Annotated in this window: 11 protein-coding genes; 2 read left to right on the forward strand and 9 right to left on the reverse strand. The window is 40.5% G+C overall.

The features are described from left to right. Nucleotides 1-3 precede the first annotated feature (3 nt). Together J0656_RS05025 and J0656_RS05030 are read left to right on the forward strand one after the other, a co-directional pair. The gene (locus J0656_RS05025) at nt 4-1,863 is read left to right on the forward strand and encodes a PAS domain-containing sensor histidine kinase (protein ID WP_237688849.1); all 1,860 of its coding nucleotides are present in this window, start codon (nt 4-6) and stop codon (nt 1,861-1,863) included. After that, complete coding sequence (locus J0656_RS05030) at nt 1,853-2,230, forward strand: DUF7009 family protein (protein ID WP_207031988.1); 378 nt, start codon at nt 1,853-1,855, stop codon at nt 2,228-2,230. The genes J0656_RS05025 and J0656_RS05030 overlap by 11 nt, the downstream gene beginning before the upstream one ends. Nucleotides 2,231-2,346: 116 nt before the next feature. On the opposite strand, the gene J0656_RS05035 is transcribed toward J0656_RS05030, so the two are convergent. The 9 genes from J0656_RS05035 to J0656_RS05075 all read right to left on the reverse strand — a co-directional run bounded on the left by J0656_RS05035 (nt 2,347) and on the right by J0656_RS05075 (nt 13,053). Continuing rightward, the gene (locus J0656_RS05035; RefSeq protein ID WP_207031990.1) at nt 2,347-3,648 is read right to left on the reverse strand and encodes a PepSY-associated TM helix domain-containing protein; all 1,302 of its coding nucleotides are present in this window, start codon (nt 3,646-3,648) and stop codon (nt 2,347-2,349) included. Nucleotides 3,649-3,650: 2 nt separating this feature from the next. After that, entirely contained in the window at nt 3,651-6,119 is a 2,469-nt protein-coding gene (locus J0656_RS05040) for a TonB-dependent receptor (protein WP_207031992.1), read from the reverse strand. A gap of 352 nt (nt 6,120-6,471) precedes the next feature. Beyond that, nucleotides 6,472-7,659 (reverse strand): GAF domain-containing sensor histidine kinase, encoded by a 1,188-nt coding sequence (locus tag J0656_RS05045; protein WP_207031994.1) that lies wholly within the window; start codon nt 7,657-7,659, stop codon nt 6,472-6,474. A gap of 147 nt (nt 7,660-7,806) precedes the next feature. Then, nucleotides 7,807-7,980 carry an integrase core domain-containing protein gene (locus tag J0656_RS20425; protein ID WP_207032230.1) on the reverse strand — a complete coding sequence of 58 codons (174 nt, stop codon included), beginning with the start codon at nt 7,978-7,980 and terminating at the stop codon, nt 7,807-7,809. Then, complete coding sequence (locus J0656_RS20430) at nt 7,923-8,168, reverse strand: hypothetical protein (protein ID WP_207031996.1); 246 nt, start codon at nt 8,166-8,168, stop codon at nt 7,923-7,925. Before J0656_RS20430 ends, J0656_RS20425 begins: the two co-directional genes overlap by 58 nt. Nucleotides 8,169-8,650: 482 nt before the next feature. Continuing rightward, nucleotides 8,651-11,017 (reverse strand): DUF2309 domain-containing protein, encoded by a 2,367-nt coding sequence (locus J0656_RS05060; RefSeq protein ID WP_207031997.1) that lies wholly within the window; start codon nt 11,015-11,017, stop codon nt 8,651-8,653. Further along, nucleotides 11,014-12,471, reverse strand: a complete 1,458-nt coding sequence (locus J0656_RS05065; RefSeq protein ID WP_207031999.1) for a proton-conducting transporter transmembrane domain-containing protein — start codon at nt 12,469-12,471, stop codon at nt 11,014-11,016. Before J0656_RS05065 ends, J0656_RS05060 begins: the two co-directional genes overlap by 4 nt. Before the next feature lie 28 nt (nt 12,472-12,499). After that, complete coding sequence (locus J0656_RS05070) at nt 12,500-12,694, reverse strand: hypothetical protein (protein ID WP_207032001.1); 195 nt, start codon at nt 12,692-12,694, stop codon at nt 12,500-12,502. A gap of 50 nt (nt 12,695-12,744) precedes the next feature. Further along, complete coding sequence (locus tag J0656_RS05075) at nt 12,745-13,053, reverse strand: hypothetical protein (protein ID WP_207032002.1); 309 nt, start codon at nt 13,051-13,053, stop codon at nt 12,745-12,747. Between the last annotated feature and the right edge of the window lie 49 nt (nt 13,054-13,102).

Consider the following 13,102-nt stretch of genomic DNA (forward strand, 5'->3'; position numbering starts at 1 on the left):
AAAATGGGCGCCGATAAACAAATGAAAAGGAGCAATCAGCAGCAAACATTGGAGGTCTCAACCTTCTTGAGAATCCGAAAGTGGTATCTATTGGCACTATCGGCCATTGCCCTTACCATTATCATAGCCCAAATCCTTATCCAACAGCACCTCAACTCCCAACTGAACGACTCCCGAGTAATCAACGTGGCGGGTCGACAACGTGCCTACAGCCAAAAATTGGTCAAGGAGGCTTTGTTGCTCAACCAAGAAAATCTTGAGGAAAACGAGCGACAGGAGCTTTTAAAAGAACTGAACAGTACGCTTTATATCTGGAAGACATCCCACGAAGGGCTTCAAATGGGGAACGACAGTATTGGGCTTCCCAAAGAGGACAATGTGTCCATTCTAGAGCATTTTGATGAGCTTTCCATACACCATAGTGCTATGGTCGACGCTGTAAAAACAATGCTTTCCCAAAAAGATGCTTCTGGGCAAGCATTGGATGTTCTGTTGGCCAATGAAGGTCCCTTTTTAGAAAAAATGGACGCCATTGTCAATGAATATGATACCATCAGTAAGGAGCGATTGCAAAAACTTAAGGTGAAGGAATACCTTTTGTTGTGTTTTTCTCTATTGATTTTGATTTTGGAGGTCCTGTTTATCTTCAGGCCATTGTCAATTCAAATCAAGGAAACCATACGTAATCTGGTTAAAAGTCAGTTACAATCGGAGCAAGACGCCGAGGAAATCAAAAAAATATTCGAAGAAAAGGAACGTTCGCTACAAGAGTTGAAAGAACTGAACTTTGTTATTGACAATGCCGCACTCTTTGCAAGTGCCCGTAGTGATGGCACCGTTGTTTTCATCAGTAAAAAATTCTTGACCCTTCTGGAGGAATCCAACATTCCCCCCAACACACATCTTTCCGAAATATTGACCACCGATGAAGGACAACAGCAATATCTTGGAGAGATTTTGACGAAACCCCGAAAGAGCATCAGAACGGAGGAAATTGAAATCAAGACCAAAGCGGGCAACAAATTGTGGTTGGACATGTCCATTATTCCCATGCACCAAACAAGCCTAAAGCAAAGTGTTTTGCTGTTATGTTCTGATATAACTGAGCGCAAGAACAATCAAGAAAAGGTAGAACAACTTACGCTTCAAAATTATGAGGATCGTATGCGCCAGAAACAATTACAGGCCAGTCTTATCGTGGAAGGTCAGGAAGAGGAACGGAAACGTATCGCCAAGGACATCCATGATGGCATTGGGCAAATGCTTACGGCGTTACGGTTCAATATCGAATCCATCAACTTGGACCAAAAGGAGCGCACAAAAGAAAAAATAGCTTACCTAAAAGAGCTTACTTCCGATTTGATCAAAGGGGTGCGCACCGCCACCTTTAATCTTACTCCTCCCGAATTGGGCGACCACGGTATTTTTCCCGCGTTGCAAAAAATGACTTCGGAATTGAGTAAATTAACGGGAAAGAACATTTTGTTCGAGAACAAGGCAGAACAGAACATCCGTTTTGATTCGTTGGCGGAAACCAATATTTACAGGGTTACACAAGAAGCCGTGAACAATGCCATTAAATATGCGGATGCCAACTATATTTTGGTTTCCATAAACCATACGGACAATTTGTTGAGCGTGGTGATAGATGATGACGGCAAAGGTTTTGACCCGACCGTTTTGGACCGTCCTCCAAAAAACAACAGTGAAGGCGGAATGGGCGTATTTTTTATGAGGGAGCGCATCAGTTACATAAACGGTAGATTGTTCATCAATTCCAACCCCGGTGAAGGAACACGTGTTACCATCAATTACAATTTGAACGAGACCCAAAAGCCAAAAAAAGAAACGTATGAAGATTAGGATAAAAGGAAATTCGATACGGTACAGATTGACGAAGACCGAAGTGGAAACCTTTTGCAAAACAGGAATGTTCAAGGAAAACACAGATTTTGGCCATAGTGTATTCAGTTATGTGCTAAAAGCTAAGAAAGGCATTGATAGCCTAGAGGCCTCTTATGAGGAAAATACCATTACCCTGTACCTGGACGATAAGAAACAATCGGGATGGGACATTTCGGATAAGGTTGGTTTTAGCGGCACAATGGATTTACCCAACGGAAAACAGCTTTCGTTATTGGTTGAAAAGGACTTTGCTTGCTTGGATAACACCGCCGAAGACCAATCGGACAATTATCCCAATCCAAAAAGTGACAGCAACATATGCTAGACTTGCAAACATAACTGGCATTGTTTTATAAATACAAATAGGTGCAAATGCCTTTTATTGATATCTATGAAAAAAGTAGCACCGCCTGTTTTTACAGAAAATATTGAACCTGAACATCATATTTTATTCTGCCCTGTATTTACAACCTTGTTCAGATGGTAAACAAAAACATAATAGGTAAGCAGCAAAACCAATATCCAACCGCAGCTTATAACTACTATACCAGTAACCGAGGTATGATAACGACAAACCAATTGCACATACATACTGACCATCATAAAAATATATATACCCCAGTTTATAAATTTCCATTTGCCCAAAATGGGTTTGTGCTGTTTCTTCCTTTGAATTGCTCTTCGCTTTAGGGTAATCCATATACCTGATAGCACTAACGATGATATCCCCAAGCCCATAAAAAACCATATAATCTTGGTCACCAATCCTCCCCAATATCCAAAATGCAGCGGGTCGGCGATATCATTGACCCACATAGTTTTACTTATTGTTTGAGCATTTTGAACTCCGATCACTTCATAATTATATGGATTTACATAAACCCTATTGGCACGCTGCCGAACCAATGGCACATCTGATTTGCCCCTTAGATAAACAGGGCTTTCATAATCAGTAGGTATGTTCATGTCTTCTACCCTGAAATGCGGAATTGCTTTTTGTGCTACATTGACAACTTTATCATAATCAATATCATAAGCGAGGTCCATACTATCCGTAACTGTATAGTTTTCCAGTTTGGGGAGTTTGGGATTGACTTTTATACGCACATCGGTGATGTTTGCTCGTTCTATAAAATACCATATTCCCGTAATCGAAAACAATATGGAGAACGGAATCGACCATAACCCGATCAATCTATGGAGGCTTCTGAAAAACACTAGCGGTCCTTTTTTTACTTCAAGTACAAACAGTTTTCGCCACCATTTTTTATAGAAGAACAAAGCCGTTAAAAAGGAGATCAGCAGCAGAAAGGCAAAGCTCAATACTATAAAATATCCAAACTGATAAAAAGGCATGAATAAAAAATAGTGCAGGTCCCTAAAAAAGCGTTGAAAAGTGAGGTTGGCATTCCCCTGAATTTTTCCTGTATATGGATTTGCAAAGACATAGGTCTGTCTGCCGTTGTCCTTCATGTAAATAATATCGCACAAGTAGGGTTCCTCCGTACGCATCCAATAAGAAACCTGACCTTCTGGATATTGCTTTTCAAGGTTGGCGAGAATTGTATTTCTCGAAGCAAACTCCTTTTGTGGCTTTGCCCTTATTTCTGAAATAAAAAGCCAGTCCAACTCATGGCTAAGGGTCGCAATAGTACCAGAAAAGCATACTATAAAAAATAGTATGCTCAACTTGGTTCCGATCCAACTGTGGATTTTAAAAAGTTTCTTTTTTGATAATTTCAATTCTAAAATGTATATGAGACTGTTGCCATAATATTTCGGGGCCTCCCAGGGAAGGCTCTCAAGAAATCATATCCTCCTACCCAATGCGTCTTGTCGAACACATTATTAAAGTTCAATTGTATCTGAAATTTATCAACCTGATAATAAACCGCTGTATTGACCAATCCATAGCTTGGAAAAATAGGAATCAACTCTGGGTCTCTTACAATGGAACCGTTTCGTTCCCCTACGTAATCGTAACCAAGTCCAAAGCCCAAACCATTAAAATCGCCTCTATCAATGATATATTTTGTCCAAAAATTGAAGGTATTTCTGGGTGCATTTGGTTTTTGATTGCCAAAAATAGCGATTGTGGATTCATCCGCTTCGGTAAAATATGCATGATTGTAGGCGTAGTTCATAATAACACTCCAATTGGGCATAATCTGTCCATAAACATCAACCTCCACACCTTCCGATTTTTCTTCACCAACCTGTTGTAATAAATCGGAGTTGCTGGAATCATTGGCGTTGTACAAAGCTCCTTTTTGGTTTAGGCTGTAAACTGCCAAAGTAGCACTCAGCCTTTTGTTGAACCACTCGGATTTTACTCCTGCTTCGAACAATTCACTGGTCAAAGGATCAAAAGGTCCTCCAGCTTCGGGATTATTTATTTCGGTCGCTGTTTGGGGTTGATATCCCTTAACCCAAGTACCGTAGAAGTTTATGTTAGGCGTAGCCTTATAGACCATACCTATTCTTGGTAAAAAAGCATCCTGTCTTACTTTTTCTTCCGCATCGGTATTGTAATTTAAGTAATCGGTAAAATCATCGTACCGAAGGCCCACCAAAAGATTGAACTTTTTGTAGGTGAACTGGTTTTGTAGATAAATACCATTACCGGTTTGTTTGTATCTATCGTAGTTTCTAATAGAATAAACGTAATTGCTCATGTCCCGCATGGCATTCCCGTTCGTAGAGGTCAAATCAAAAGGAGCTACATTGGCAACAGGGTTTCCATCCTCGTCAAGCACATAATTATCAATATTGGCGACATTGAAGGAATTGGTTGCGGTTCCATTTTGTAGAAGATAGGCGTTTGCTTCCAATTGCGAACCTCCGGGTTCAAGCTCTTGCTGAAAATAATCGTAACCCACCAAAAGCTTATTCTTTATGTCACCAAGGTCATAATCAAAATTGAGGTAGTTCGTAAAGTTCTGATTGTTCCAAGATCGCTTACGAATAAACACCCTCATGGCCACTTGGGTAATATCAAAAGAACCATCACCTAACGCTAAAAAGTTATTGGCGGTCCTATGCTCCAATAAGTCTTCATCATAAGAGGAATTCAGATAGGTACTGTTAAAACTTATGTTTTCATTGAACTTATGCTGGAACGATAATGTAACATTTAAGTTTTGTTCGTTCAAATAGTCATTTTCTGCACTTAAAGATGTTGTTATTGGTGTTGAGTAAAGATCCCCGTCCCCAAAAACTGCCTGTCCACGATCCAAGCGCCCTTTGTTGTCCTGATAGACCACATCGAAGTTCAAACGAGTCTTTTCGTTTGGAATAAATGAAAATGAGGGAGCAACAACAATATTCTTGTTGAATTGCAAATCCCTAAAACCATCCGTGTTTTGATACCCGATATTTAAACGGTACAGCAGTTTGTTGTCTTTGGTCATCGGTCCTGTGAAGTCGGACAATAATCTAAAAGTGTTGAAGCTGCCCATACTGGCACTGATGGATTGTTTGGTTGTTTCCAAAGGTTTTTTGGTAACTGTATTTATGGTTCCCCCGGGTGACGCATTTCCAAACAAAGCAGATGCTGGGCCTTTTATAACTTCAACTCGTTCAACATGCGGAATAATCTGTTGGCTCCAGAAACTGGTCATCATTCGAGAACCATTTAAAAGTATGCTACTATTACGTTGTCCTTGAACACGAAATCCTCTCATGGTCAAATCATTATAAAATGAAAACTGGTTAACACCACTAACATTCTTAACTACATCATTGACCGTAAACGCTGCTTGGTCCAAAATGACTTCTTTTGTCACATAACTCACTGCCTGTGGCACATCAACCAGTTTGGTGGCTGATTTTGTAGCAACAAATGATGTTGTGTTTTTGTAATTTCTTTCCTTTCTGCCGATTATCTCAACTCCTTGCAATTGTGTAGCTGATTCGCTTAAGATAAAATTCAACTCTAAGAAGGTTCCTTCCTTTAAGGTGATTGGGTTTTCAATAGTTTCATAGCCAATATAGGAAGCTTGTGCAATATAGTTGCCCGGTGCAATACCCTCTATTCTATAAACACCATTATCGTCGGTAACCGTACCAATATTAGAGTTTAAAATAATAACATTGGCATTTGCAATTGGCACTCCTGCATCGGAGATAACTTTTCCTTGAACGGAAGAATTTTGGCCAAAAGTTATGCTGAACGCTCCCAACAAAAAGAAATATAACAAGTAAATTTTATTCATTCTGAATTTATTTATATCTATTCTAAATAATTGGCTGCGAATTTAAAGCGAACCATTTTTTGTCGCAAATTTTAATTAGATTAATTTTAAATAAATCTTAAAAGAATGATTTAAACAACTGATTACAAAACCTTTAATAACGTTAAATTTTAGAGTGTATTGGAGCTGCAAATGAGCATTTTCTCTGGTCGAGGTAGCCTTGTTGGCTACAGAAGTACACAAATCAGGATACTAGGAACCTATAATATAAATACCTTTTTTAATCATTATAAATTAGGTCTTGGAACTTGTTCCTGATCAGACCATCAAACAGATGAGTGATGAAATTCATTTTCTTGCGAATAGACAGAAATCAATGACTTCCTATAGGTATGGTTATTTTAACAGTAGTGCCCTTGTTCTCTTCCGATTGAATTGTTAACATCCCTTTGATACTGTCCACCATTTCAATGACAAGTTGAAGTCCCAGGCCATATCCTTTTTCATCATTGGTGCCACGCTCACTCAAAACACCTGTCTTCCTTAAATTTTGCAGCTTTTCTTTTGGGATACCCTTACCATTATCCTTCACTTCTATCAGCAGGGATACGTTATCTTTTGCATCGATTATATCAAGGTTTACAGCTATTCTTCCTTCTGGTTCCGTAAACTTGATGGCATTGGCGATAATGTTCCCTGCAATGGGAAGAAGTTTTTTTCTTGGAAAACTGTAGTGGTTTTTTTCTTTGTTGAAGACCACTGCAAAATCAATCTTTTTGTTCAAGGCCGGTAAGGCATAAAGGTCTTCCAAATGTTTTTTGAATTCTGAAAGAGTGAAATAATTTTCTTTAAGCTGCTCTTTTTGTCTTTCCAGAATATCATCGGTCAAGTCGAGTAGCTTGGCTGCAGAGCTTTTTATCATTTCTAAGTACAAATCGAACTCACTCTGTTCTAGCGTTTCATTTTCGGCACTTAATGCAAGCCCAAGGATACCTCCAATCGGACCTCTAACATCGTGCGCTATTTGATTACGTTGGACGATAGCCCTGTCCAACTGATCTTGCAATACGTCCAATTTCATTTTGTTCTCCAGCTTCTTTACGATTTCGTCCGCAACAAGCCGCAGGAGTTTTTTCTTTTCTTCCGATATGTTCTTTTCCTGATAGTCGATTACACAAAGAGCTCCAATGCTTTCCCCCGTTTCCACCATGAGTGGGAAACCCAGATAATACTTGAATCCATCTTCCTTAACATAGGGTTTGTCCTTGAAGCGAGTGTCTTTACCAAGATGTTGGACTTCCATTGCGTTCTCAGATTGTATGGTATATTGACATATGGATTCTTCACGATCTATCTCGAACAATTCGAAATTATAAGATGATACCGTCCACTGCGAATGGTTATCGATCAAATTGATAAGGGAAATGTTCGTACCTGCAATATGGGCCGCCAATTCGACCAAGCTTTGGAACTCCTCTTGAAGGTTTCTATAGTCAAGATCTAACTCGCTTAGTTTTTTGATTCGTTGATATTCGATATTGTTTCTCTCACCTTTGTCCATGGGCTTAATTTTTAATAAATGAAAAAATGGGGCTATCCAAATATGGATTTGATATTTTCAATAGATAACATTTTTTTGATCTCCTACCAAAATTAAGTGCCGGTCATAACTAGAGAATCCGGGCCGTTTTCATTCATTTCGATGTGCTCATTGGAAGACATGTCTCCCAACGAGCGAGCTATGCAGTATATAATTGTTATGGGCCTCTTTACAAATATCGAACTTTTCCTGGGCATCCTCCAAAGAGAAGAACCAATTAGCGTTCAGGCACTCATCCCTAAATAATCCATTGAAACTTTCGATAAAAGATTCTCCGTTGATTTTCCTGGCCTTGAGAAGTCCAGTTCGACCTTATTTTTATAGGTCCACTTGTCCAATACCTTACTGATGAATGTACTTCCATTATCCACCTTGATACGCGCAGGCAGCAGTTTGTTCCCAAAAGTAATGGCTTCCATTACCTGTACCACATCACCTCTTTTGAGAGACTTTCCTCCATGGATGGCCAAACACTTACAGCTCTAGTTATCCATACTAAAACAGTATTGAATAGTAGTTGCTATTCTGTAAAATTGGCAATATCTGATATTAAATCGATATGTAATACCCCATATTTAACCAAAATTTGAGTGCAAATTGAGTGCAAATAAAAAAGGCCTTAAAGAATTCAATCTTTAAAGCCTTGATTTTCCAGTGATTGCGGAAGAATTTGAACTCCATTCGCTACCCCCCTATTTTTACTGGCTTTTATCTTGCTCATGTTTTGTTACTAACTGAATTACAGACCAATAATAGTCTTCTGTCTCCGTAGACTCCAAAATAAACTATAAAATATTAAACCTGTCCTAAAAATAGCTTGAATCAAATTTTAATCCAGGGTATCTTTGATAATATCTTACGGTAAAGTAATAGTAACATATGAGAATCTTGGAATGAATTAGGCAAAAAAATAAATCAAGTGGGCCATACAAAAAACTAACAATTATTTGTTTTAAGCAATGTTCAGTGCTTCAACTGACTGTATCTTAATTTTCTCTTTCAATGAGTCCGCTTCTTCATCCATTCTTGTTTGCAAAATCTGATTCTTGTTCCAAAGCACATCAATATTATCTTGTGGGTCCATAATGATCAGATAGATCCATTCATTCTCCAATAACGATTTTATATTTTTATTTCGGTCAACGATGGCGTTGACTCTTTCCTTCGGAGCTTGAATGACAACGGTTAGTCTGAACGGTGTATGATGCGCCTTATCCTCCGATTCGTAAAGCGACTCCCAAGGCAGACCCATTTTAAGATCTCCACCGTTGCCTTGAACAACGCCGTACTGTCCGGTTATGTTGTGGGTCGTTTTGGTTCCTGCCCCAAATTTTTCATTGTCCACAGTGGCAAAATAGTAGTGGTTGTTTATCCATTGTGTGACCACCATAGGCCCTTGCATAATTGCTTCCAATGCCCTCCCTTCCTTATCCATTTTCCAATCGTAGGAGTGGAGAAAGCAACGGCCATCAAGGTTATGGTGCATTGTGGTTTTCCTTGGTCCGATAACAAAGCTTGCGTTTTTGGCAAGCCCCCATTCGGGCCTGGTCTCCCCCCAATTGGTTGCGTTTATTCTTGCAAGGCCAACACTGTTTTTAATGGCGCCAAGCCTATCCTGGGTGGCAGAAGCCCGCGCTTTTACAAGATTCTTTTTTATGTTGACCATGTGATTTTGATGTGATTCTGGTACTTGGGAATCAAACAGTTCTATCTCATCCGTTGTGGTATTGTGTTCCGCCCCAACAAATATGGTGGAGCTTGGAATATCAATACCATGTTCCGAAGAGAGGAATTCCCTGACCTGAAGGTTATTTGTCATTTTGGCCAGCATCCGCGCATTGTGCCTTCCGGGGCTTGCTGCGCAGGCTCCGCAATCCAAACTTGATGCAAATGGATTATTGGCCGAATGACTTCCGTGTCCTACAAAAATCACGACCGGAGCAAAGGATTTCCAGCCCATCAGCTCAAATCCAGATTTTACAATTGCCGCCTGATCCGCAATCGATATGGACGCATTGGAATGGGCGTTCCGAAGTTCCGGTTCACAAATGTTCTCGTAACCGGGCTTTTTTCGTTTCCTCCCTGCCGGAGCAATCGTCCTCGCAACAAGGTTCAACCCATAATATAGGCCCGATCCTTCAACAAAACCAAAGGTTGATGGGAGCATGTTCTTCATCCGCTTTAAGAAGTAGTTCCAAAATTTGGTGTTTTCCACCTTTTGGTCCATACTTTTCTTTTTGGTTTGATTTTCATCCGTGGCCACCTCGAAGACTTTATAACTAGAATCCACGATGGGGGGACAGGATTTTTGCACCACATCATCTTTGGTATTTTCATAATCCATCGCTATTCCAAAGAATCCTGCGTAGCCAAATGTCTCATAATTACCAGCGGACTCCACATGCCTTCGGATCAACTCAGATCTCGTATCGATACAAAAGACCAATTGCGCATCGGGCATGTCAGGTTCAGTGCCATAGGACTCTTCTTCCTTCGGTGCGTCCTTCAGCATCCGGACCAATTCCATTTGCCAACTTTTCTCCCAAGCTTTTAACCAGATATGCTGAAGTTCCATCATCTCATGGTCGGTTTCCGTAGCCTTTGTTTCGGGCAAAAGTTCCATGCCCAACTGTTTGGCGGACCACAGGCGCACGGCGAGGTACTGTTCCAAATCAATGGGATACTTCTTCTGCCATAGGGATTGGTTTGCGCCGCGGTGTTTGATGTAACCCGTCCAGCCGGGCAACGCTGCCAAATGAAACTTTACAATATCGTGAATCTCTTCATCGGAAAAACGGGCCAATAGACTTTCCAAGGTTTCTATCGGAGTTTTTGGGATCTCGCTCATATTTATCGAGCCAAGGTGTTCGTCATAGGATGCCAACTTCCTCCATGCGTTATAAAACCCAAGCTCTTTAAAGGGCATTTCCCATTCGGCCAAGCCCTCGTCCAAAAAAGCCGAAAGCCATTTTACCATCCGTCTATCCAAAACATGGTGGGGATTTTTTATATCAGAACTCTGTTGACGTTCCATTAATTGCAAATAGTGTCCGGGCGATTTTTTATAACCGCTTTTTTGCAGCAGATCTTTGAGTTCCGATATCTCGATGTCTCCATTGTCCAAAGCATTCCTGTACAAAGTACCTTTTGGATACACCGACGCCCCCAACATTTTTTGCACCTCTTTAACGGCTGTGGGAAAAGATACCTTTTCGTACCCGCTCAGAGGATTGGATGTTACAAAAGAATACAAGGGCCAAGTATTGCCCACATAATTGGAAGCCTTTTCGATAACTAATTCAAATGAGTTTGGATTCATTGGATTTTCGTTTTATACATTAAGATTGTGTTTTTGTTAGCTTGGGACATATTCATTAATTTGACGTAGAGCCATGGTATTTGACGATACACGCCCAACTTCATAAGGAAAAAACCAACCAGGAATATGAGTCCAAAGCCAATTTGCAATGGTGATAGGGGCGATGGAGCAGCCACTACCTCCATACCTGTCATAAATGTGGTTACCCAGTTGTACATCAAGGCATAGGCCCCGATTCCCGCAACAAAAAGGATTGGTGGCAAAATCAGCTTCTGGATTCCTGTGAAAATATGTTGCTTTACGATATTATAGGTTGCCTGTCCGACAGCAATGGAGGCTATCAATGTTAGAAAGATTCCACTGTCCCATTCCATGCCCTTACCTGTCAATCTAGTAAAAATGAAGGCCCCAACAACACTGTAGATAAGGACAATCAAGGCCTCAAACCATTTAATGCGGATAACAGGCGGCTGCGCGGGGGTTGATTGTTTTACTCCCTCTCCAGAAGACAGGAACAAATACGCCTTATAAAATCCGTGCAAAATCAAGTGGGCTATGGCCGCATTGAAAAAACCAAGACCACACTGCATGATCATAAAACCCATTTGGGCCATGGTGGAGCATGCCAAACGTTGTTTTACGTTGACCTGAATCAATTTTGCGAATTGGGCCGCAATTGCTGCCATTCCCCCTATGATGAACAAAAGGTTCATGGTGTGCGACTCAAGAATGATATAGGCCAAAAGGGTCAATAAAATTCCCGATCCATTGACAAACCCGGCATGCATGAGTGCCGATGCAGGTGTTGGCGCCGTCATGGATGAAAGCAACCATTTATGGAATGGAAATATGGCAGATTGTATCAGTGCCGCGATAATGATGCATAAAGCGGAGGCTACAATTAAGGGATAGGGCGTTTGTTTCACTGATACCATCAGACCGCTCAATGTAATGACGTTATGGTAAGCCGCTAAAAAAAGAAGTCCACAGCTTAAAAACACTCCACTGGCCAAAAAATATTGCTGGGCCAAGCGCCTGGCTTCCCGTGCTTCGCCCCATCCAGCGTCCAGCCCGATCAATGAGGACATAACAACACCCATCAAGAACCAACCCAGTAGCAATGGGACCATGTGGTCGGATATCAAAAACAATATCACCGAAGCGGTAAAGCCGATACACAACCACATAAACTTGGCCTTTTGCCCACTGTGTTTAAAATAGGAGTTAGCATAGGTGCTGATTATGGCACAAAAAAAGGTTACAATGGTGGATAACAGTACAGTAAATCCATTGATTCTAAACAGATTTCCCCATTTCCATTCCGGTATGTCCGGGTAATTTATTATTCCAAAAATCAATAGTCCCATAAAAAACAGCCAAAATAAAACCGGGGTCAACCCGGTCGCTTTGTACTTTTCGGAACGTGATGGGAGTATGTTCGTTATTTGAGTCATTCTTGTTCGATTCAGATTAAAAAAATGGTTATTGTGCTTTCTCTTCTGTGACAATCCGGTTGACCCCTCCCCGTATTCTTGCAAACATGATTACGCTCAGTATAAAGCAACAGGGTAGAATTCGATCCATAAAAATGGATTCGTTCAAATAGGACACCACAATCAATGCTATCATAGTGGCTAGGGCCAAGAAGGTTTGAATGGTGTTGGATATTTTTTTCATGTGTTTGGATTTTGAATTTGTTTGCATTTGCAAAAACTGAAACGATTGTTCTAGTCCACGTACTTTATTTCCAATGTTCCGTTGATGACGATTTGCTTTCCCTTGGCCCGGGCATGATCGATGATGTTGCGAGCGGTCAATTTTTCTTGTTCCAACTCCCCGATTCGGCTATCCAGCAAATTGGTCTTTCCCAAATGATTGCCTTCCCAAATTTTCAACCTTTGGATTTTGTGAAAGTTTATTTTTTCATCGATCAGGGCAGTGATTACATCCGATGCTTCCGTTGGGGTAAATGTTCCATCCACCAACTGGATTTTTCTTTGATCTTTGACAACTTCCGATACTACTTTTGCTTCCATGAGTTTTTGATTTTTAAAATTTTTCCGGTGCAAAGTTTAGATATAGAAT

The organism is Flagellimonas aurea, from assembly GCF_017313785.1.
GTDB classification, from domain to species: Bacteria; Bacteroidota; Bacteroidia; order Flavobacteriales; family Flavobacteriaceae; genus Flagellimonas; species Flagellimonas aurea.